The following is a 20,942-nucleotide window of genomic DNA, read 5'->3' on the forward strand; positions in this document are numbered from 1 at the left end:
CTGCAAAGTCATGACCGCACGAATCTAAAGCTTATGTCGTGGACGAATGCAGAATGTATTGCCTATGGTGAAATAAAATTAGCATGCAGAAATTTGAGCGGCAATATGGGTGTATGTTCATCCCCATATACATTTGAACTGCCAAAATCTTTGCAGCAGAGATCCTGTCTAACCTATTGTTTTTGTGCGACTACAATTGCAAGCGCTGCATGGGCTCGGGAAAACTGGAACCTAGCTGTAAAATACATCAATTTGATTTTAAAAAACGATGTCACCGGCACATCATGCCGGGTTGCGAGCAGGTGGCGACGATGCGGGCATAAAAAAACAGGCCGGAAAACCGGCCTGTCCTGGGGACCCGAAAGCGGGTCAAATTTGGTTTTTCAAAATCAGAGCAGCTTGCCCATGGCGACAGCAACGTCGGCCATGCGGTTGGAGAAGCCCCATTCATTGTCGTACCAGGACAGCACGCGCACGAGCTTGCCTTCCAGTACCTTGGTCTGGGCGTCAGCGAAGATCGAGGAATGCGGGTCGTGGTTGAAGTCACGCGATACGAGCGGCTCGTCGGTATAGCCGAGAACGCCCTTGAGTTCGCCTTCGGCCGCAGCCTTGACGGCGGCATTGACTTCTTCGGCCGTGCATTCCTTGCTCGGAACGAACTTCAGGTCAACAACCGAGACATTCGGGGTCGGCACACGGATCGAGGAACCGTCGAGCTTGCCGTTCAGTTCCGGCAGAACGAGACCGACAGCCTTGGCGGCACCCGTCGAGGTCGGGATGATCGACAGGGCAGCTGCACGGGCGCGGTAGAGGTCCTTGTGCATGGTGTCGAGCGTCGGCTGGTCACCCGTATAGGAGTGGATCGTGGTCATGTAGCCACGTTCAATGCCGAAAGCCTTGTTCAGGACATAGGCAACCGGTGCCAGGCAGTTGGTGGTGCACGAACCGTTGGAGACGATCAGGTCGTCCTTGGTCAGCGTGTTGTGGTTGACGCCGTAGACGATGGTCTTGTCGGCACCCTTGGACGGGGCGGAAACCAGAACGCGCTTTGCGCCGCTTTCCAGCAGCATGGCGGCCTTTTCGCGGGCGGTGAAGATGCCGGTGCATTCCAGCGCGATATCAACATCGCTCCAGGGCAGTTCCTTCGGATCGCGGATCGCGGTCACGCGCATCGGGCCGAGACCGGCGTCGATGGTGTCCCCGTCAACCTTGACGTCGTGCGGGAAACGGCCATGAACGGAATCATAGCGCAGCAGGTGAGCATTGGTCTCAACCGGACCCAGGTCGTTGATCGCAACGACTTCAATGTCCTTGCGACCGCTTTCAAGAATGGCACGCAGAACATTGCGGCCGATACGACCAAAGCCGTTGATGGCAACTTTTACAGTCATTTTATGAACTCCCATTTCAGCGAGTATTGATCAATCATCGCAGAGCAACCGGTATCTCTCTTATACGCTTCGCAATCGCCGGAAAAGAAGCCATCGCGGAAATGTGGCAAGCCTGCGGCGCGAGCGGCAGCTTAACCGGTTGAAATGCGCATGCCGTGATCCGGGTCAAACCGAAACGCGGCCAGAGGGGGCGGGCACGCCTGGCCATTATAGAAAAGGCCAGGCGCATTTCTTGTACAAAGCGACGAATCAGCCGCGCTTGGCTTCAACGGCGGCGACAACGGCCTCCGGCGTGATGCCGAAATGCTTGAACAGCTCTTCGCCCTTGCCCGAGGCGCCGTAACCGGTCATGCCGATGAAGATGCCGTCCGAGCCGATGAAGGCATCCCAGCTCATGCGGATGGCTGCTTCAATGCCGACCTTGATCGGCGAATTGCCAATCACGGCCTTCTGGTAGTCTTCCGACTGCTCGAAGAACAGTTCCATGCAGGGAACCGAGACGACGCGGGTCGAAATGCCCTTGGCATCAAGCGCCTTCTGGGCATCGACGGCAACGCCGATTTCCGAGCCGCTGGCGAAGATGGTGACTTCGGCCGCATCGGCGGGGACCAGATCATAGGCACCGGCGCCGCAGAGGTTCTTTTCGGTATATTCGGTGCGCACGGGCGGCAGGTTCTGGCGGGTCAGCGCCAGGCCGGAGGGACGATCCTTATTTTCAAGCGCCAGCTGCCAGCATTCTGCCGTTTCCGTGGCGTCGGCCGGGCGGAACATCAGAAGATTCGGGATCGCGCGCAGCGATGCCATCTGCTCGACCGGCTCATGGGTTGGGCCGTCTTCACCGACGCCGATGGAATCATGCGTCCAGACATGGATCACACGGATGCCCATCAGGGCTGCCAGACGCACCGAGGTGCGGCAATAATCGGAGAAGATCAGGAAGCCGCCGGAATAGGGGATCAGGCCGCCATGCAGCGCGATACCGTTCATGGCCGCAGCCATGGCATGCTCGCGGATGCCCCAGTGCAGGAAGCGACCGGAGAAATCATCGGGTGTGATGCCGGCGGTCTGGCTGGTATCGGTGTTGTTGGAACCGGTCAGGTCGGCGGAGCCGCCGATGGTTTCCGGAACAACGCCATTGATGACTTCCAGTGCATTTTGCGAGGATTTGCGTGAGGCAAGCTTCGGCTTTTCATCAGCCAGCTTCTTCTTGTAGGCCTGCATGGCCGGCTCAAAAGCGCCGGGCAGGTCACCGGCGAAGCGGCGGTTGAATTCGGCCTTGGTTTCCGCCTTGGCGGCATCCAGACGTTCTTCCCATTCGACGCGGATCTTGGTTGCCCGCAGGCCAGCAACGCGCCAGGCATCAAGAATGTCTTCCGGCACGTCGAAGGGCGGGTATTCCCAGCCGAGCGCTGCGCGCGTGGCTGCAATTTCCTCGTCGCCGAGCGGCGAACCATGGGCCTTGTTGGTGCCAGCCTTCTTCGGCGCACCGTAACCGATGGTCGTCTTGCAGGCGATCATGGTCGGCTTGTCGGATGTTTTGGCCTCGGCAATGGCGGCGGCGATCTCATCCGGATTGTGGCCGTCAACGGCGATGGTGTTCCAGTTGCAGGCGCGGAAGCGGGCATGCTGGTCAGTCGAGTCGGCCAGCGAAACGGCGCCGTCAATGGTGATGCTGTTATTGTCCCAGAGCAGGATCAGCTTGTTCAGCTTCAGATGGCCAGCCAGCGCAATGGCTTCCTGGCTGATGCCTTCCATCAGGCAGCCATCGCCGCACAATGCATAGGTGTAGTGGTCCATCAGCTCGGCGCCGAATTCATCGGCAAGCTTGCGCTCGGCAATCGCCATGCCAACGGCATTGGCAACGCCCTGGCCAAGCGGGCCGGTGGTGGTTTCGACGCCGGCGACATGGCCATATTCAGGGTGGCCGGCGGTCTTCGAACCAAGCTGGCGGAACTGCTTCAGATCCTCAAGCGTCACATCTTCATAACCGAGAAGATAGAAGAGGGAGTAGAGCAGCATGGAGCCATGGCCCGCCGACAGCACAAACCGGTCACGGTTCGGCCAGCGCGGGTTCTTCGGATCGAAGGTCAGAAACTGGGTGAACAGAACCGTCGCAACGTCGGCGGCACCCATCGGCAGCCCGGGGTGCCCCGAGTTGGCCTTCTGCACGGCATCCATCGACAGGAAACGGATCGCATTTGCCATCCGATTGTGTTTGTCACGAGAAGTCATGGGTCTTTCGCTTTTCTTGATTCGGGAAACAATAAATCTCAGATTCTGCTGCCAGGATGGGAGATCCCGCCAGCAGGCTAAAATGCCGTTTGCATGGGCCCAGGTCCGGTGTTGGCCGGTCGTGCGGGGCAGAAAAAAATGACTTTTTCCCACTGCAAACCTGAAGACGCACGGACCCTACACCATTTCCTGACAGTCATCTACCGCATATTCAGGCATCGCCAACCCGGCATTCAAAACGCTTCGGAGGCCCCTGCGGTTCAAAGCCTTCTAGACCCTCTTTATGTCACTTGCCTTGCGATAAGACAATTCAAACGATTAATATTTGATGGTTCCGTTTTGAAATGGAACCATGGCCGACCTGCCGGGTTCACATCGTCCACAGATGTGTAGGGCTTGAAGTCGCTGCATCCACAGGGTTTTGTTGACGCGGGCTCTAAAGCTTCCATAAGATCGCTTTGAAAACAATGGCGAGTTTGTCGATTCTCGACGCGTTCCGGTGGCGTGGCTGTTCTATACAAGTCATGCGGGCGTCCAGGTTTCGGCGGGCGGCAGTCACGGCAAGAGGTGATGATGGCGGCAGCAGCGGGCAATCTCAATCAGGCCCTTCAGGCAATCGACAAGGCGCTTTCCGGCCTTGAAGAAGCGGTTGATGCCCGGCTTGAGGCGCTCAAGGACCGTGAGAATCTGGAGAATGAGGTTCGCATCGTTCATGCTGACCGGGCAGGACTTGCGCGCGAACTCGACCAGGTTCAGTTCAAGGCCAATCGTCTTGAGGAGGTCAATCGCGAGGTTTCGCGCAGGCTCGTCACGGCGATGGAGACCATTCGTGCAGTGCTTGACCATGAAAAGTGAGCTGAAAATCGCTGCCGCAGGAGGCCTGATATGGCGCAGGTAACGGTTACCATTGACGGCAAGGCCTATCGCATGGCCTGCGAGGCGGGGCAGGAGGATCATCTGCATGAACTCGCCGCCCGTTTTGACGGCTATGTCTCGAATCTGCGCGGTCAGTTTGGTGAGATTGGCGACCTTCGCTTGACGGTCATGGCCGGAATTATGATCACCGACGAACTGAGCGATACGCGTGCCCAGCTGGAGAGCAATCTTGCCGAGCTGCAGGCGCTGCGCGGCGAGAAGGAAACGGCAGGTGCTGCGACCGGTCAGCGCGAGGCAGAGATCGCTGCGGCGCTGGATGCACTTTCTTCCAGAATTTCAGCAATTTCGGCAAAAATCACGGCTGGTTGAGCCGGGTTATCCACTGCGCTTTCACCGGCAATTTGAAAAATCGTACTGCAACGTCGCTGACGGCTCTTTAAGGTGCGGCCTTTCCGCTTTATATACGTGTTGCGGTCTGCGCCTCTCGGCAGGAAACACTGAATCCTCGGGGCCTTACTCGATCCTAAGGGAGCTGTCCCTGACCTGGCCCGTGGGCTGGGATATATGGCACCCACCTACTTATGTAGGCGCCCAGGATCTAAAAACTCCACCGGTTGTTGTGGATCGCACATTTTCTTTGCTATCGGCGTCAGGCCGCTTTTCCCGGAGAGTGTCGGTGGAAGAACAACGCGCCAGAAAAGACGCGATGCGCAAGGATTGCCTTGCCCGGCGCGACAGCCTTTCCCCTGAAGAACGTGCACAAAAGAGCCTTGCTATCGCCGCATCCGGCACCGCAGCCCTTGCCGGTGATGTCGCGGGCAGGATTGTTGCCGGCTACTTCCCGATCCGTTCCGAGGTTGATGTCCGGCCGCTGCTGGAGACGCTGGAGGATGTCGGCGCAAAAATCGCGCTGCCGGTCGTTCTGGATCGCGAGACCATCATTTTCCGTCATCATAGGACGGGCAATATGCTGGTTGCCGGTGGTTTCGGCACCATGGCGCCGGGCGGCGATGCTGAAACCGTTGATCCGGATATCCTGTTGATGCCACTTGCGGGCTTTGATCTTTCGGGTAACAGGATCGGTTATGGCGCGGGACATTATGACCGCGCGATTGCACGTTTGATCGCCGCCAATCACCGTCCGATGATGATCGGTATTGCCTTTGATCTCCAAGAAGTGCCATTTGTGGCTGCCGAGGCGCATGATGTGCCGCTTGATGCGGTGCTGACGGAAAGCGGTTTCCGCCGCTGCGGCGCGTGAAGGCCGGCCCGATGCCGGTCACGACTATAGATGTTCGGTTCCGCGGATAGCCGTCCGGCGGGGCTTGGAAAGGGAATTATGCGGCTTCTGTTTTTGGGGGATATGGTCGGGCGCACCGGGCGCAAGGCCGTCTGGGACCGGCTTCCGGGTCTGATCAGCGATCTGCAACTCGATTTCGTCGTCGTCAATGGCGAGAATGCGGCGGGCGGTTTCGGCATTACCGAGGCGATTTTTCAGGAAACCGTCAACGCCGGCGCCGATGTGGTAACGACCGGAAACCATGTCTGGGACCAGCGCGATGCGGTGATCTTTGCCGACCGGCATGAGCAGTTTTTGCGCCCGGCGAATTATCCCGCCGGAACGCCGGGCCGCGGCTCGGGCATATTTTATGCCCGCAATGGCGCGCGCGTGCTCGTCGCCAACATCATGGGGCGCGTCTTCATGCATCCCGAGCTCGACGATCCCTTCAAGGCGGGCGAGACCATACTCGAAGCCTGCCCTTTGAAGGAGCAGGTCGATGCGATCATCTTCGATTTTCATGCTGAAGCGACCAGCGAAAAGCAGTCCTTCGGCCATTTCGTCGATGGCCGTGCCAGTTTTGTCGTCGGCACCCATACCCATGTGCCGACCGCCGATTGCCAGATTCTCAACGGCGGCACGGCCTATATGTCGGATGCCGGCATGTGCGGCGATTATGATTCCTCGCTTGGCATGGACAAGGAAGAGCCGCTCAACCGTTTCGTCTCGAAGATGAACAAGAACCGCTTCGAGGCAGCCAGTGGCCCGGCGACGATCTGCGGCGTCGGCGTCGAGATTTCCGATGCCACCGGCCTTGCCGAAAAGATCGCCCCCTTGCGCCTTGGCCCAAGGCTTGAGGAAACGGTGCCGCCATTCTGGAACTGATCGTGCGGGGTGTCCGCATCAACACGAAAGCGTGATCCCTGACGCAGTCATGCGACTGGACGATCTCTCACCTTTTGGTCACGATGTGCGGATCAGCCAAACCGTCACCGGATCACGATCTTGCTGCGCATTGCTGCTCTCATCGTTGTTGTGTTTGTGCCACTTGTAGGGCAGGCGCAGGAGCGTGCGCCGGTCAGCCAGTGCCAGGCGATTGCCGAGGCGCTGCCGCATGTCACCTTTGCCAGTTTTGCTCCGGTTGCCTATCAGGCGCCGGAGGTTGCCATCACCTTTGTCGGCCATTCGACCTTTTTGATCGAAACACCGGGCGGTGTGCGGATCGCAACCGATTATGCCGGTGCGGTGATCCCCGGCGGGCCGCCCTATGTCGCCACCATGAACAAGGCGCATGAGAGCCATTTTACCATGCTGCCGGATCCGGCGATCGATTATGTTCTGCATGGCTGGGGCGATGCGCCCGGCCTTCCGGCGGAGCATAATCTCTTCGTCGATGACGTGCTGATCCGCAATGTCACGACCGATATCCGTGCCTTCGGCAGTTTCGAAGCGGATGGCAATTCCATCTTCATCTTCGAGGTGGCTGGGCTTTGCATTGGCCATCTCGGCCATCTGCATCACGAACTGACCGATGGGCATATCGCCCGGATTGGCCGACTCGACGTGGTCATGGTGCCGGTCGATGGCGGATTGACGCTCGGCCCGCAAAGCATGTCCAACGTGATTGAGCGGCTGCATTCCTCCATCGTGCTGCCCATGCATCGCACCGGCGCGCAGGTTCGTGCCTTTGCCGGGTTGTTTCAGGGGCAATATGAAGTCGTCTACTCCGAGCAGCCGACGCTGAGGGTTTCGCTCAAAACCCTGCCGAAGACACCGGAAATCCTGCTTTTGAAGGGCGTCTGGTAGCCATTCGCACCGCGGAAAACACTTGAAGCTCTTGAACGCGAGCGCCCGCACCCGTATAAGGCGCCCAATCCAGCGCATCCGGGCTCAGGGCCGGAGACAGGTCCTGGCGGATGTGATGCGCGGTTCTTAACAGGTAGAGCACTATTTCGTCGCCCTTCGGGATGCCGGGTGCTCGCGTTCAAAAGCATTCAAGGGGCGGAGCACATGGCTGGCCATTCACAGTTTAAGAATATCATGCACCGCAAGGGCCGTCAGGACGCGGTGCGCTCGAAAATGTTTTCCAAGCTGGCGCGCGAAATCACCGTCGCCGCCAAGACGGGCATGCCTGATCCGGACATGAACCCGCGCCTGCGTCTGGCCATCCAGAACGCCAAGGCACAGTCCATGCCGAAGGATAATATCGAGCGCGCGATCAAGAAGGCCGCTGGTGGCGACGCCGAGAATTATGACGAAGTTCGCTACGAGGGTTACGGCACTGGCGGCGTCGCGATCATCGTCGAGGCACTGACTGACAACCGCAACCGCACTGCTTCGAACGTCCGTTCGATCTTCACCAAAGCCGGTGGAGCGCTGGGCGAAACCGGCTCGGTCTCTTTCTCTTTCGATCATGTCGGAGAAGTCGTCTACAAGGTTGAGGCTGGCGATGCCGATGCCGTGATGGAAGCTGCCATCGAAGCTGGCGCTGACGATGTTGAAAGCGACGAAGACGGCCACACCATCTATTGCGCTTTCGAAGCCATCAACGAGGTTTCCAAGGCGCTGGAAGACGCGCTTGGTGAAGCCGAAAGCGTCAAGGCGATCTGGAAGCCGCAGAACACCATTCCGGTGGACGAGGAAAAGGCGACTTCGCTGATGCGGCTGATCGAAAATCTGGAAGATGATGACGACGTGCAGAATGTCTATTCCAATTTCGAAGTTGATGACGAGACAATGGCCAAGCTTTCGGCCTGACATTTCGCTGAATTCGTGACTTTATGGAGCCGCCTGACCTGTCATGGTCGGGCGGTTTTCATTTGCGGGGAGGCGCGTGATGGAACTGATCCTGCTGCATGGGAGCGCTGGTGGCCCGGCGGATTGGGGCCGTTTTGCCGAAGCGATTGCACCGGATGCCCGGCATATTCTGCCGGTTGGTGCGCTGGTCGACGGCGCAGGGTTCACCTTTCTGGAAAAGCGGGAAGGCGGACGCGGCTTTGACCCGGATCTGGCCGCGAGCCGTGCAAGAGACCTTCTCACGGAATTGCCGGCGCAAGGCACAGGGCCTTCGATTCTTGTTGGTTATTCGCGTGGTGCGGTGATGGCGCAAGCGCTTCTGTCTGTGGCACCGGAACGGTTTTCCGGTGCAATCCTGCTACGGCCGGAGCCGCTGACGGATCGCTTCCCCCGCCTTGAGATGATGCCGGTTCTGCTTCTGGCGGGGCGGGAGGACACCCGGCGCAGGCTTGAAGATGCCGAACGGCTTGCAGCAGCGCTTGGCAATGCCGGTGCCGGTGTTGATCTGATGTGGCTCGACAGCGGCCATGGCTGGGCGCCGGCGGGCGAGGATACCAGCCTCGCCCGGGAATGGCTCAGGCGCCATTTCGGTTAAGGGACGACGTTCAGGCCGCCTGCTTCAGGGCGTGGCGCATATCCCCGAACAAGGCTACTGATTTCAGCCGTGCTTCCACCGAGTGGATCGGCATGGAGATGATCACCTCATCGGCGCCGGTATCGGCGACGAATTTCGCCATTTTGGTCCTGGCCTTGTCCGGTCCGCCGACAACGGCGAACTGGAAGGTATGTTCCAGCGATAGCTTCTCCATTTCGCTCCAGATCCCGTCCATGGATTTGACCGGCGGCGGCATCTTGCCACGGGCATTGCGTCTGAGTGCCACGAAACTCTGCAGTCCTGAGGTGAAGAGGTAGTCTGCCTCTTCATCGGTTTCGGCCATCGCCCCCTGAACGCCGGCAATCACATAAGGCTTTTCAAGTTCTGGCGAGGGTTTGAAGTTGCGGCGGTAGATATCAAGTGCCTGAAACAGCATCTCGGGCGCGAAATGCGAGGCAAAGGCGTAAGGCAGGCCAAGGGCTGCGGCCAGATGGGCGCTGTAGAGGCTGGAGCCGAGCAGATAAAGCGGCACATGGGTGCCGGCACCCGGCGTGGCTATCGGCTTCTGTCCTTCGCTGGCGTCACCGAGATAGGCCTGCAATTCGAGGATGTCTTTGGGGAAGCTTTCTGCGCCCGCTTCGAGATTACGCCGCAGCGCACGCGCGGTCAGCATGTCGGTGCCCGGCGCGCGGCCAAGGCCGAGATCGATGCGGCCCGGATAGAGTGCTGCCAGCGTGCCGAACTGTTCGGCGATCACCAGCGGTGAATGGTTCGGAAGCATCACGCCACCGGCGCCGACGCGCAGGGTTTCGGTGGCGCGTGCCGCCTCCGAGATCACGATCGAGGTTGCCGCGCTGGCAATACCGATCATGCCGTGATGCTCTGCGAGCCAGAAGCGGGTGTAACCCGCAGCCTCGGCCGCTTTCGCCATTTGCCGGGTCGCATCCAGTGCCTCACCGACCGTGCCGCCCTCAACAACGGGGCAGAGGTCGAGTATCGAAAATGCAGTCATCGGAAAATCCTGTCTCGTTCGGAACGGTTTACCTGTCACTTAGGAATTAATCAGATGATTTGCAAAAAATTTAAGCGAGGATGCCGGGCGTCATTCCGGTACGGCTTTGCGTTCGGCGGTGATGTGATCGATGAAGGCGCGTAAGGGGCGTGGCGTCAACCGGCTGGAATAATAGAGAAAAGGTCCCTCGAACGGCACCCACCAATCTTCCAGCACGGGAACCAGTTGGCCGCTTTCGAAATGGGGTTCAAGCCAGTTTCTGAAGGTCATGATCAGTCCGTGACCGGCAATGGCAAGGTGAAGGGCACCGAGCCAGCCGGTTGTTCCGATGATCATACGTCCCGGCGGATCGATGGCGATCGTCTCGCCATCCTTTTCGAATTCCCATTCCGTTAAGGCGCCGCTGGCAAAGCGCAGGCGGATACAGTCATGGTCGAGGACGGCACGCGGGTTGGCAGGCGTGCCTTGCCGTTCCAGATAGGCGGGGGAGGCGGCAAGCGCACCCCATTGTCGGCGCGGGCCGATGGGAATGGCGATCATGTCCTGCGCCAGATGCTCGCCATAGCGGATCCCGGCATCGCAGCCTTTTGTCACCATGTCGGTGAGCTGGTCGTCGACGATGATCTCGATCTGAACTTCAGGATTTTTCTTCAGGAAACCGTCGATCAGCGGTGGCAATATATCCTTCATCACGGCGCCGGGAACCTGCAATTTCAGCCGGCCGCGCACAACGCCATCCATACTGGTGGCTTCGGCAATGGCCGAGCGCGTTTCTGCGATGACCGGTTCCAGCCGTGCAGCAAGGACGCGGCCCGCTTCCGTCAGATTGATGCTGCGGGTGGTGCGGATAATCAGCGGCACGCCAAGCTCCGTCTCCAGTCTTGCAATGGTCTCACTGACGGTGGAGGGAGAGACGCCGAGCCGGTTGGCGGCAGCGCGAAAGCCACCGGCACGGGATACGGCCAGGAAGGTGAATAGGCCATCAAGCGGGGGCAGAATTCGATTGTTCGGCATGGCGATCAGTCTATTCGAATTTGTGCGGATTATCAATCGGCAGGGTGAGGCCTATATCCCTGACAGCCAATGAAGGAGAGTATCATGACCCATTCAACGCTCGCATCTGCTGCCGGTCGCTTCACCTTTCCCGGAAGTGATCTTTCCGTCAACCGCATGGGTTTCGGCGCCATGCAGCTGGCCGGGCCGCATGTCTTCGGCGAGCCGAAAGATCCGGAGGAATGCCGTGCCGTTCTGAAAGAGGCGCTTGCGCTCGGCATTGACCATATCGATACCAGTGATTTTTACGGCCCCTATGTCACCAACCGGCTGATCGCCGAAACACTCCATCCCTATGCGGACAATCTGGTTCTGGTTTCCAAGATCGGCGGCTGGCGAGATGATCAGGGCGGCTGGAACATGAACCATTCCCCTGATTTCCTGCGCAAATCCGTCGAGGATAATCTGGAGCGGCTGAAGATCGATCAGGTTCCGATCGTCAATCTGCGAATGGGCAGTGTTGCCGGTTTCAGTGATGATGCCGAACTGGCCGTACCGATGCAGACCATGCGCCAGCTTCAGGAGGAGGGGCTGATCGGCCATATAGGGCTTTCGACCGTAACGGAGACACAGATACGCATCGCACAGGATATCGCCCCGATCGTCTGCATTCAGAACCACTATAATCTGGTTCATCGCGATGATGATGCAATGATTGACAGCCTCGCCGAGCAGGGGATCGCCTATGTGCCCTATTTCCCGCTTGGCGGCTTCATGCCGTATCAGTCAGAAGAGCTCGACAGTGTCGCCGCCGAGCTGAACGCATCGGCGCAGCAGGTGGCGCTGGCCTGGCTGTTGCAGCGCAGCCCGAACATGCTGGTCATTCCGGGGACGTCGAAGCGGGCGCATCTGAAGGACAATATTGCCGCTGCCGCGCTCAAGCTTGATGCGGCACATCTGGCGCGTTTGAACGCCATTGTTACGATGAAATAGGCTGGGCATCCACGTTTCATTCAGGGAGGGAGCGGCGATGCATCGCCGCTCCCTTTGCTGTCTGGAGTCCCGGCTCCGTGTGCTACTTGGCGTCCTCTGGCAGCTCGATGTCGAAGGATCCGCCTTCGATGCGGAAATGCGTCTCATCTGTAATCGTCAGGATCGCCGTATCCGTGGTGATCAGCGCGCCGTTTGCACCAATAACCACATTGCCCTTCAGGGCGACGGTCGTGTCATCGACCTTCTGGATCGTGTCCGCCGAAAATTCCACGCCCTGCGGCTGCGCTGCAGCACTGATCGCGGAATCGGCTGTCGCATCGGCAGCCTCTTCGGCAAAGGCAGGCGCTCCTGCGAGCAGGCCGAGAGCAACGGTGGTCATCAAGAGTTTCGTCATCGATGTTTCCTTGGTTGGGGTCGGTGCGAGATCCTGTTTCCGAAACCCTGGTCCCCGGATTTGGTCCCGCAATGCGGAACATGCACGTGAGGGGATCGGTCTTGCGAGCATAATTGCTTTATTCTTCAATCGCTGAGGTCTGCCTCTTTATTGTGCGAAAGCAATGAGATGCTGTAATGTTTTTGTTTTGTTCACTTTTCTGTGGAAGCCTGCGTCCGTGATCGGTAAGGTTTGCATATGGAAAAGACGATTCGGATTTTGGGGATAGACCCTGGGTTGAGGCGGACAGGCTGGGGTGTCATCGAAACGCTTGGCAATTCGCTGCGTTTCGTCGCCTCCGGCACGGTGACGAGTGACGCTCAGCTGGATCTGCCCTCCAGGTTACGGCAATTACATGATGGATTGTCGGAGGTCGTGCACAGCTATCGCCCGGATGAGGCGGCGGTTGAACAGACCTTCGTCAACAAGGATGCTGTTGCAACGCTGAAGCTCGGCCAGGCCCGCGGTATTGCGCTGCTGGTGCCGTCTCTTGCCGGGCTTCGGGTGGCTGAATATGCCCCCAATGCGGTGAAAAAGGCGGTTATCGGCGTTGGCCATGGTGAAAAGGAACAGATCCACATGATGATCAAGGTTCTGATGCCGCGGGTTCAGTTCAAGGGCAGTGATGCGGCGGATGCGCTGGCGATTGCCGTCTGTCATGCGCATAATCGTGGCGGAAACCGCCTGCTCAAGGCCGCGCTGGCCGGCTAATGCTTTGTTTTGATGCATCGGATTATCGAAGAACCGGTTTCCAGTTTTTCGCCTTGATGCTCGAGGGGATGATATGATCGGCAAACTCAAGGGCGTGATTGACGAAATCGGTGATGACCATGTGCTCATCGACGTGCATGGCGTGTGCTATGTTGCCTATTGTTCGGCCCGGACCTTGTCGCGGATCGGCTCGGTCGGCGAGGCGGTAACCCTGGTGATCGAGACCTTTGTGCGCGAAGACATGATCCGCCTTTATGGTTTCCGCAGCAGCGAAGAGCGGGGCTGGTTCAATCTTCTGCAAAGTGTTCAAGGCGTTGGGGCACGCGTGGCGCTCGCCATTTTATCGACACTTGCCACCGGTGAGATCGCCAATGCGATCGCCCTTGGCGACAAGACGGTGATCTCCCGGGCGCAAGGGGTGGGGCCGAAAGTGGCAACCCGCATCGTCACCGAGCTGAAGAACAAGGTGCCTGCCGGGCTTTCGGCTGGCGACAGCGAGGCCATCTCCTTCCGCAAGGATGTCGGTGAGGGAGCGGTTGCAGCACCTGTGGCTGATGCAATATCAGCGCTTGCCAATCTCGGCTATTCGCGCGATCAGGCGGCTGGTGCCGTGGCTGCGGCGTTGAAAAATGCGGGCGAGGGGGCCGAAAGCGCGACCCTCATCCGTCTCGGCCTGAAGGAATTGGCGCAGCACTGATCTTTCTTTATGGTCACGGTGCTGCGTCCCTGCAATCAATGGATATCGACTGAACCATGAGTGATGAAGCCCGGCTGATAACGCCAGAAAAGCGCGGCGAAGATCTTGATGCCGCGATGCGCCCGCAAACGCTGGATGATTTCACCGGCCAGGCGGAAGCACGTGCCAATCTGAAGATCTTCATCGAGGCGGCGAAAAAGCGCGGCGAGGCGCTGGATCATGTGCTGTTTGTCGGGCCGCCGGGGCTTGGCAAGACCACGCTGGCGCAGATCATGGCCAAGGAGCTGGGCGTCAATTTTCGCGCCACCTCCGGTCCGGTGATTGCCAAGGCGGGGGACCTGGCCGCGCTTTTGACCAATCTCGAAGAACGTGATGTTCTTTTCATTGACGAAATCCATCGGCTCAATCCTGCGGTTGAGGAGATACTCTATCCGGCGATGGAGGATTTTCAGCTCGACCTCATCATTGGCGAGGGGCCGGCTGCCCGATCAGTCAAGATCGATCTGGCAAAGTTCACCCTTGTCGCGGCCACCACCCGGCTCGGGCTTTTGACCACGCCGCTCAGGGACCGTTTCGGCATTCCGGTGCGGCTGAACTTCTATACCGTCGAGGAGCTGGAGCTGATCATCCGTCGCGGTGCGCGGCTGATGGGGCTGGGCATGGCCGAGGAGGGTGCGCGCGAAATTGCCAGGCGAGCGAGAGGTACGCCGCGTATTGCCGGTCGGCTGCTGCGCCGCGTGCGCGATTTTGCCGATGTTGCCGGCGCCAGCGAGGTGTCGCGCGTGATTGCTGACGAGGCGCTGACCCGGCTCGAGGTTGATAATATGGGGCTCGATCAGCTTGACCGGCGCTACCTCAACATGATCGCCCGCCATTTTGGCGGTGGTCCTGTCGGCATCGAGACGATTGCAGCGGGTCTGTCAGAGCCGCGCGATGCGATCGAGGACATTATCGAACCCTATATGATCCAGCAGGGCTTCATCCAGCGCACGCCGCGCGGTCGGGTGCTGACGGCCACGGCCTGGAAACATCTCGGTCTCAATCCGCCCAAGGATGCAGATCTGACGCAATTTCGTCTCTTCGACGACGATGCGTAAAACTCCGGCGGCCATATGGGCAATCCGGCAATAGGCCGAACAGGATCTGTGCCCATCGGCCAGCACTTCAGTGGTTGAACAGCGCTGTATCGCAGCGTTCCTGGCGGGCTTGCCTTTGGGTAACGCCAATTCTGGATCTATTTTCTTCTTCCGAAATTTAAATAATTACTGTTATTTTGTAATGTTTCATGTCGAAAAATTTCATTAATAATAGGTAATCTACCACTCTTTAAGTATTAAAATATTGTAAGTGTTCGCGGTTTTGTAAGCGTGCAATAATTTAAATCATTGAATTTAAATGATAAAATTTAAGATATGACACAAATTGCTAACTTAATGTTACTGGTAATATAGTTTATTTTTGAATTCTTTATAACTTAAAATAGTATTTTGTATTTGTGATCGGAGGTGCTTGATATGCCCATAGAGACTGATCACAAATTTCGTACTGTTAATGCTGCCCCCACCCCTGGCGTTACTGCGCCATCAGCCCGCGGACGGACAAGCCGGACAGGGCGGAAAGCGAAAGCGCCAGAACCCCCTGTCAATGAGCGGGGCAGTTCAGAAAGCACGCGTTCGCATGCCAGCAGCTCAGGCTCGGCTTCCTCTGGCGTGTCGCTGTCATCATGCATGTCCTCTGCCGGGAAACCGATGGCGCCCGTTCCTGTGACGGCAAGAACGCCGATCGAAATAAAAGCGCCTCTGGTTACCGTATCGCCAAGGGATTTTCGTGAAGACGGAAACACCATCGACCTGCAGACGGTTTCAACGGTGAATGACCAGCGCTGTGCCTTGTCGCTCGACAAAGACGGTAAGCTTCAAGTGCATCTGGCACAACACAGCTGGCTGGTCGGAGCCGGAAACGACGCAAAAACAAATGACCGAACGGTTCGCATGGCCGCTTTCGGACATGACGGGCCTGACTTTGATCGGCTCTGGACAGCCGAGAATGGCGAAATTCGCGGCCGGCTTACAAATGGCCAGACCGTAGCAGTCTCGCTTGATGTGGAGGTGAGCGGTCGGGTGGCTTTGTCATTGCCTGTTCCTGCGTCGACCCCGCAATCCAGCAGTGGCGGCGCGAATGGGCAAGATGCTGCCCAGACCTCGTCAAACCCAGCGGCACCGGCATCGGACAAGAGTGAACTGATCGGTACGATGTGGCTGGAGCCATGTCATGCGCCGGAAGATCCCCTCGAGCCGCAGGTCAGGATTGGCGGTTCGCTCGGATCGCTAAAATGCGATGGAAACGGGCAGATAAAATTCACTCTGACAAAGGATAAAGGGCAAGTACAGACGGAAACGGTGCCATTCTTGAAGAACGAGGTGCCCAACACGCTCACCACTTGTGGTGGATTGCTCCGTGTGGTTTCCACCGATAGTAAGAACAATACGCATATTCGCTATTTCAACCCGGAAGCGACTGAGCTTTCAAAATTGTTTACGGATAAGAATGACCGGAAGCCTCTATATTCAGCTCAGGCGAATATCAACCATTTCAGATCAAAGGCGCGTCTACAGAGCAGAAAACTGGACAAGGGGCTGTCGTGGGGTCGCTTCGGCAGCGCTATAGCGGTTGCGGACACGGCACGGCACGGCGGTGCTTCGGTCGCTGAGAAGTATCGTCAAGGAGATCATGCAAAGGCGGTCGTTCGTACTGCACGGATTGGTGCGGATGTGCTTGGGGTTCGAGGCATCGCCAAGGGCTGGCAGCACACCGTTAAAACCAGATCGTCGGCTTCGATTCCCGTTGATGATGAAATCAAGACGATCAAGGATTTCTACAATCGTCCCAATATTCGCAGCCAGTTCGGCAATTCAGCGTCGGCCGTGACAGCGCTTCGGCCTCCGGAGGCGGATAACATCAAAGCAAAACTTGCGGATCATGCGCTGGATCAGGAGCTTTCAGCGCTCGACGGTGAGATCGGGCAATGTGCTGACATGGCCAAAACAGCCTATTTGGATGGCGCCAAATTCAAAAAGTTTGTTGGCGGGCAGGCAGGATGGGCTCAAAGGGTCAAAAATGTCTGTGACCAGACAGCCAGCAGGCTGGATGTCCTTCTAGGACAGCTTCACACGGGCGGTAAACAGGGGCAGTCAGCGGCCAGCACCGTGGATGAGGGGCATTTGCAAAGCCTCGTTGATGGGTTGAAAAAATCCAGCGAAGCCCTGGGTGCCGGGATAAAGAAGGGCAATATCAATGATCCGGCTATTTCTCTCGTGCTTCCCCGCCTCGCGCTCGGGGCTGCAAATGCGAACCGGCTCTGCGACCGGCTATACGGCAATGAAAATACCTGGGACGACCTGCCGGCACAGAAAGAGCAAAGAGCTGCTTTTCCTGATTTGTCCGCCGCACATGATAATTCGATCCTGGGCCGAAACGCGCTGCAAGCCCAAACGAAAGCGGTTGAAACGCTGGTTGAGCAACTGTCTGACCAGAACAGTCGATTCACCAAGGACATTTCGTCTGTGATTGGGCCACGATCTGCCAGCGCCCCGCAGGTGGCAAATGATGACAAGTCGTCGGAGGCGATCGGAACAGGCAGCAGCCTTTCGGGGGCATCTGCTTCCGAGCGATCGGAGGCCAGCGAAGCAAGCGAAGCCACGGGCGTTATCGAAAAGACTTCACATATCAAGGCGATGCCCGTACTTGATCAAATCGCAAATCATATGCAGGGTGTCAGCAAGGGCACATCCCTGTCGCTCGGAATAGGAAGTACCGCTGGATTTTCCGTGACATTTGGGAAAGGCAATTTCCCCGGTGGCGTAGGCGGCTGCGCCGTCGGGGCTTCCAAGAATAACGAGCTCTGCCTCACCAGAAAAGCGGACGACATGATCGAGATCTCTTTGGTCAACAAGGATGGTCTGTCTGCCAAGTTGTTCGCCGGAACTGGCGAAACGTTAGAGGAATTCGGACCCAGTATCGGGGTAGGGCCTTTGTCTGGCAGCGTGTTGCCGGCAGACATCTCGGTCAGTTACAATTATTCAAAAACGCTTGCGCGCGGTCTCGCCTTCAACGTCAAGGCGGAAGAACTCGGTGATAAACTGCAACAGTTTATGGAATTATTCACTGGGCGAGGAAAGGACAACTCCGAGGAATCCGGCGTCGGTGCCCATTCGGATAATGCCAAGCTAGCGCCTGAAGTTCAGTATTCTCACAAAGAGAAACATGAACACAAGGTGGGCGTCAAGGTTAACGCAGATATTCGCACGACGGTTGGGGAGGAGATCTCTGGCGACGATAGTCGTTATGGAGCATTTGTTGCTGGCAGGCGCGCCATCGGGGTCGAAGCCGAAGCAGGATATCGTTGGCGGGGTGAACGCAATTTCAACTACGGACCGGAGAAAAGCAATACGGCTACTAAAGAACGCGGGGGGTTCATCGAAGGCAAGGTTTACGATGAAAAGAAGTTCATATGGAGCAATTCTCTGGAAGTCGGCGAAGATATCAAACTCGTTCTTCCGATAACTCTTGCCCATGATGAAGAAACGTTACCCGTGCCAACGACGATGGCTGTCGGTTGTGAGATAGGGGCCAAAGCGATGCTGCGTACGGGCCAAACTCTCGACAATGCCAATACGCTGGACAGCAAGATCGAGGCGATGGAAGCCAGGCAGGCCAAACAGAATTCTGCTGAGGGTGCCGGCGAGCTTGCAACGCTGAAGCAGCGCAAGGACTTGATGGCAGGCATATTGTCACAGGTTGAGAAGCTTGAAACGCGTGCGCAGCAAGCCGACGGCAAAGCAATCATGCGCGGAGCGACGTTGGAAGAGGTAAAGCAGCAGGCCATGATGGTCGTTGAAGCCCTGGATAAGGGGAAACACGAGATCGGGGTTGCCGGCCTCGGCAAGGAGGTTGGCAGTATCGTTCTGGCCAGTCAGAATTACACAAAGATTGAACGAGAGCTGAAGGATCGCCTGGGGCCACCACCGCAGGGCAACCCTTCAACCAGCATGGAGGCGCTGACGGGCAAGCTGGGGCAGTTTAGAGATTACGCCAAAGACAAGACGTATAACTTTACGCTTCGCGATGCGGCCCAACGGCTTGCAGAATGGCCCAAAGCCGGTGACAAGCAATTGAAGCCAACACTCAAAAGAATTGCGGATTCATCTGATGGCATGACCCGGGGCGAACGCTTCAACAAGCAATCCGTAGTAGCGACCGAAGCGGTTTACAGGCTGCCACTGTCGCAGGTGCTGGAGCTTGCCGAAACGTTGAACGCGGCATTGACGATTGCCAATAGCGAAGGCGCTTCGAACGCCGATGGCTCGGTTTCAGACCCCAAGGAAAAGGGGATGTCTGGCATTCTGAAAAAGAGCCGGAAGATATTAAGCGGTCAACAGGGGAAAGACCGCGACCGCTATCAATTGGTCGAAGTTCGTTTTAGTGGCAATTCAGTGCTGAGTGGCCGGCAAGCTGGTCTGTTTAGCACCCTGTCGTTGGGCGGTGCGAAAAAAAATAGAAGTCTCGTTCAGAGACAGCCGCTTGGAAGTCTGCGTTTTGAATATCCCGATGACCAGAGCCACATTCCCTCGGCCATTTACGATCACACGAAAGGGGCGCTGCAAGTCAACAGGTTTGGTGGCATGCCAGACAGAAAAGCCATTCAAGAGTGATCAGCGATCCGGGCCAGGCAAGGGGCGGCATCTGCCGCCCCGAAAGCCAATCTGCCTCAAAGTGTTACGATCTGCACCTTCTTGTCAACGAAGCGCAGCGCCATCTCGCCATTGATCAGCTTCAGCGCCGGCGTGCCGAATAGTTCCCGGCGCCAACCGGACATGGCCGCAACCTCTGCTGCCTCGCCATGGGCGGCGATCTGGTCGAGATCGTCGGAAGAGGCGATAACGCGGGCGGCGACCTGCTGCTGGTCGGCGACGATCTTCAGAAGAACCTTGAGCAGTTCGGCTGCCGCTGCCGCGCCTTCCGGCAGCTGGGCGGGACGGGGAACCCGCGGCAGGTCGGCCTTGGGGATCATGAAGGCGGATTTGACGGCTTCTATCAGTCCATGGGCCGAAGATGAGCGTTCCCAGCCCTTCGGGATCATGCGCAGGCGCGCGAGCGCTTCCGGCGCCTGCGGCTGTTGCTGGGCAATCTCGTAGATCGCATCATCCTTCAAGACTCGGCCGCGTGGAACATTGCGGTTGCGCGCCTCGTTTTCGCGCCATTCGGCGACGGCTTTCATGACGGCAAATTCGATCGGTTTTTTGACCCGCATTTTCAGCCGCGTCCAGGCTTCGCCCGGCGGCAGGTCATAGGTAGCTGGCGATTCCAGCACTGCCATTTCCTCGGTCAGCCAGGCGGTGCGGCCTTCGCGCTCCAGCTGCTGGATCAGCTTTTTGTAGACGTCGCGCAGATGCGTCACATCGGCCAGCGCATAGGTCAGCTGCTTTTCATTGAGCGGCCGGTGGCGCCAGTCGGTAAAGCGCGATGACTTGTCCAGCGTGACGCCGGTAGTGCGGGCAACGAGCTGATCATAGGAGATGCTGTCGCCATATCCGCAGACCATGGCGGCGACCTGCGTGTCGAACAGGGGGGCGGGCAGCATGTTTCCAAGGTGATAGACGATCTCGAGATCCTGGCGCGCGGCATGAAACACCTTGGTTACGTTCGGATTGGCCATCAGTTCGAAAAAAGGCGCAAGATCGATGCCCTTGGCCAGGGGATCAACCAGAACTTCCAGCTCCGGGCTTGCCATCTGTATCAGGCAGAGTTCCGGCCAGAACGTGCTTTCACGGAGAAACTCCGTATCTACGGTGACAAAGTCGGATTGGGCCAGCGTCTGGCAGGCCTCGGTAAGCGCAGCGGTTGTTTCGATCATCATCATCAATTGGTTTCGTGT

The 20,942-nt window shown here is 57.7% G+C and carries 18 protein-coding genes and 1 other RNA gene; 13 read left to right on the forward strand and 6 right to left on the reverse strand.

Going from position 1 to position 20,942, the window contains the following annotated elements; genetic code table 11:
• Window positions 1-389: 389 nt before the first annotated feature.
• Window positions 390-1,391, reverse strand: a complete 1,002-nt coding sequence (gene gap / locus FJU08_RS12310) for a type I glyceraldehyde-3-phosphate dehydrogenase (protein ID WP_141149311.1) — start codon at window positions 1,389-1,391, stop codon at window positions 390-392.
• 249 nt (window positions 1,392-1,640) lie between these two features.
• Window positions 1,641-3,623 carry a transketolase gene (gene tkt / locus FJU08_RS12315; protein ID WP_141149312.1) on the reverse strand — a complete coding sequence of 661 codons (1,983 nt, stop codon included), beginning with the start codon at window positions 3,621-3,623 and terminating at the stop codon, window positions 1,641-1,643.
• Between the two features lie 573 nt (window positions 3,624-4,196).
• On the opposite strand from tkt, the gene FJU08_RS12320 reads away from it, so the two are divergent.
• The 8 genes from FJU08_RS12320 (at window position 4,197) to FJU08_RS12355 (ending at window position 9,169) form a co-directional block, all read left to right on the forward strand.
• Window positions 4,197-4,478 (forward strand): DUF4164 domain-containing protein, encoded by a 282-nt coding sequence (locus FJU08_RS12320; protein ID WP_141149313.1) that lies wholly within the window; start codon window positions 4,197-4,199, stop codon window positions 4,476-4,478.
• 30 nt (window positions 4,479-4,508) lie between these two features.
• Window positions 4,509-4,868, forward strand: coding sequence for a cell division protein ZapA (locus FJU08_RS12325; RefSeq protein WP_141149314.1), 360 nt, complete (start codon window positions 4,509-4,511; stop codon window positions 4,866-4,868).
• Between the two features lie 100 nt (window positions 4,869-4,968).
• Window positions 4,969-5,129, forward strand: a non-coding RNA gene (ssrS, locus tag FJU08_RS12330) — 6S RNA.
• Between the two features lie 46 nt (window positions 5,130-5,175).
• Window positions 5,176-5,760 (forward strand): 5-formyltetrahydrofolate cyclo-ligase, encoded by a 585-nt coding sequence (locus FJU08_RS12335; protein WP_407943707.1) that lies wholly within the window; start codon window positions 5,176-5,178, stop codon window positions 5,758-5,760.
• Window positions 5,761-5,838: 78 nt separating this feature from the next.
• On the forward strand, window positions 5,839-6,663 hold the full coding sequence (locus FJU08_RS12340; protein ID WP_141149315.1) for a TIGR00282 family metallophosphoesterase: 825 nt from the start codon (window positions 5,839-5,841) through the stop codon (window positions 6,661-6,663).
• A 117-nt stretch (window positions 6,664-6,780) separates the two neighbouring features.
• Complete coding sequence (locus FJU08_RS12345) at window positions 6,781-7,584, forward strand: MBL fold metallo-hydrolase (protein WP_141149316.1); 804 nt, start codon at window positions 6,781-6,783, stop codon at window positions 7,582-7,584.
• A gap of 204 nt (window positions 7,585-7,788) precedes the next feature.
• Window positions 7,789-8,535: a YebC/PmpR family DNA-binding transcriptional regulator gene (locus FJU08_RS12350; RefSeq protein WP_141149317.1), complete on the forward strand. Its 747-nt coding sequence runs from the start codon at window positions 7,789-7,791 to the stop codon at window positions 8,533-8,535.
• Between the two features lie 79 nt (window positions 8,536-8,614).
• Window positions 8,615-9,169 carry an alpha/beta hydrolase gene (locus FJU08_RS12355; protein ID WP_141149318.1) on the forward strand — a complete coding sequence of 185 codons (555 nt, stop codon included), beginning with the start codon at window positions 8,615-8,617 and terminating at the stop codon, window positions 9,167-9,169.
• A 10-nt stretch (window positions 9,170-9,179) separates the two neighbouring features.
• Here the strand turns inward: FJU08_RS12355 and FJU08_RS12360 are convergent, their stop codons facing one another.
• Together FJU08_RS12360 and FJU08_RS12365 are read right to left on the reverse strand one after the other, a co-directional pair.
• Window positions 9,180-10,181, reverse strand: coding sequence for an LLM class flavin-dependent oxidoreductase (locus FJU08_RS12360; protein ID WP_141149319.1), 1,002 nt, complete (start codon window positions 10,179-10,181; stop codon window positions 9,180-9,182).
• 90 nt (window positions 10,182-10,271) lie between these two features.
• On the reverse strand, window positions 10,272-11,195 hold the full coding sequence (locus FJU08_RS12365; RefSeq protein ID WP_141149320.1) for a LysR family transcriptional regulator: 924 nt from the start codon (window positions 11,193-11,195) through the stop codon (window positions 10,272-10,274).
• 84 nt (window positions 11,196-11,279) lie between these two features.
• Here FJU08_RS12365 and FJU08_RS12370 point away from each other — a divergent pair, with 84 nt between their 5' ends.
• Window positions 11,280-12,167, forward strand: coding sequence for an oxidoreductase (locus tag FJU08_RS12370; protein WP_141149321.1), 888 nt, complete (start codon window positions 11,280-11,282; stop codon window positions 12,165-12,167).
• A gap of 82 nt (window positions 12,168-12,249) precedes the next feature.
• Here the strand turns inward: FJU08_RS12370 and FJU08_RS12375 are convergent, their stop codons facing one another.
• A complete protein-coding gene (locus FJU08_RS12375) occupies window positions 12,250-12,561 on the reverse strand; it encodes a hypothetical protein (RefSeq protein WP_141149322.1) in 312 nt (103 codons plus the stop codon).
• A gap of 237 nt (window positions 12,562-12,798) precedes the next feature.
• Here FJU08_RS12375 and ruvC point away from each other — a divergent pair, with 237 nt between their 5' ends.
• From ruvC to FJU08_RS12395, 4 genes are all read left to right on the forward strand, one after another.
• A complete protein-coding gene (gene ruvC, locus FJU08_RS12380) occupies window positions 12,799-13,311 on the forward strand; it encodes a crossover junction endodeoxyribonuclease RuvC (RefSeq protein ID WP_141149323.1) in 513 nt (170 codons plus the stop codon).
• A 73-nt stretch (window positions 13,312-13,384) separates the two neighbouring features.
• The gene (ruvA, locus tag FJU08_RS12385; protein ID WP_141149324.1) at window positions 13,385-14,008 is read left to right on the forward strand and encodes a Holliday junction branch migration protein RuvA; all 624 of its coding nucleotides are present in this window, start codon (window positions 13,385-13,387) and stop codon (window positions 14,006-14,008) included.
• A gap of 56 nt (window positions 14,009-14,064) precedes the next feature.
• Window positions 14,065-15,105: a Holliday junction branch migration DNA helicase RuvB gene (gene ruvB, locus FJU08_RS12390; protein ID WP_141149325.1), complete on the forward strand. Its 1,041-nt coding sequence runs from the start codon at window positions 14,065-14,067 to the stop codon at window positions 15,103-15,105.
• Between the two features lie 651 nt (window positions 15,106-15,756).
• Window positions 15,757-19,719: a hypothetical protein gene (locus FJU08_RS12395; protein ID WP_141149326.1), complete on the forward strand. Its 3,963-nt coding sequence runs from the start codon at window positions 15,757-15,759 to the stop codon at window positions 19,717-19,719.
• Window positions 19,720-19,775: 56 nt separating this feature from the next.
• Here the strand turns inward: FJU08_RS12395 and rnd are convergent, their stop codons facing one another.
• Window positions 19,776-20,921, reverse strand: coding sequence for a ribonuclease D (gene rnd, locus FJU08_RS12400; RefSeq protein ID WP_141149385.1), 1,146 nt, complete (start codon window positions 20,919-20,921; stop codon window positions 19,776-19,778).
• Window positions 20,922-20,942 lie beyond the last annotated feature (21 nt).

This window comes from Martelella alba (genome assembly GCF_006516955.1).
GTDB classification, from domain to species: domain Bacteria; phylum Pseudomonadota; class Alphaproteobacteria; order Rhizobiales; family Rhizobiaceae; genus Martelella; species Martelella alba.

Coding starts and splice junctions, on each gene's coding strand:
- ruvC (WP_141149323.1), top strand. CDS start 12,799: ATGGAAAAGACGATTCGGATTTTGGGGATAGACCCTGGGTTGAGGCGG.
- ruvA (WP_141149324.1), top strand. CDS start 13,385: ATGATCGGCAAACTCAAGGGCGTGATTGACGAAATCGGTGATGACCAT.
- FJU08_RS12340 (WP_141149315.1), top strand. CDS start 5,839: ATGCGGCTTCTGTTTTTGGGGGATATGGTCGGGCGCACCGGGCGCAAG.
- FJU08_RS12320 (WP_141149313.1), top strand. CDS start 4,197: ATGGCGGCAGCAGCGGGCAATCTCAATCAGGCCCTTCAGGCAATCGAC.
- FJU08_RS12350 (WP_141149317.1), top strand. CDS start 7,789: ATGGCTGGCCATTCACAGTTTAAGAATATCATGCACCGCAAGGGCCGT.
- FJU08_RS12375 (WP_141149322.1), bottom strand. CDS start 12,561: ATGACGAAACTCTTGATGACCACCGTTGCTCTCGGCCTGCTCGCAGGA.
- FJU08_RS12365 (WP_141149320.1), bottom strand. CDS start 11,195: ATGCCGAACAATCGAATTCTGCCCCCGCTTGATGGCCTATTCACCTTC.
- FJU08_RS12360 (WP_141149319.1), bottom strand. CDS start 10,181: ATGACTGCATTTTCGATACTCGACCTCTGCCCCGTTGTTGAGGGCGGC.
- FJU08_RS12355 (WP_141149318.1), top strand. CDS start 8,615: ATGGAACTGATCCTGCTGCATGGGAGCGCTGGTGGCCCGGCGGATTGG.
- tkt (WP_141149312.1), bottom strand. CDS start 3,623: ATGACTTCTCGTGACAAACACAATCGGATGGCAAATGCGATCCGTTTC.
- gap (WP_141149311.1), bottom strand. CDS start 1,391: ATGACTGTAAAAGTTGCCATCAACGGCTTTGGTCGTATCGGCCGCAAT.
- rnd (WP_141149385.1), bottom strand. CDS start 20,921: ATGATCGAAACAACCGCTGCGCTTACCGAGGCCTGCCAGACGCTGGCC.
- FJU08_RS12325 (WP_141149314.1), top strand. CDS start 4,509: ATGGCGCAGGTAACGGTTACCATTGACGGCAAGGCCTATCGCATGGCC.
- FJU08_RS12370 (WP_141149321.1), top strand. CDS start 11,280: ATGACCCATTCAACGCTCGCATCTGCTGCCGGTCGCTTCACCTTTCCC.
- FJU08_RS12395 (WP_141149326.1), top strand. CDS start 15,757: ATGGCGCCCGTTCCTGTGACGGCAAGAACGCCGATCGAAATAAAAGCG.
- ruvB (WP_141149325.1), top strand. CDS start 14,065: ATGAGTGATGAAGCCCGGCTGATAACGCCAGAAAAGCGCGGCGAAGAT.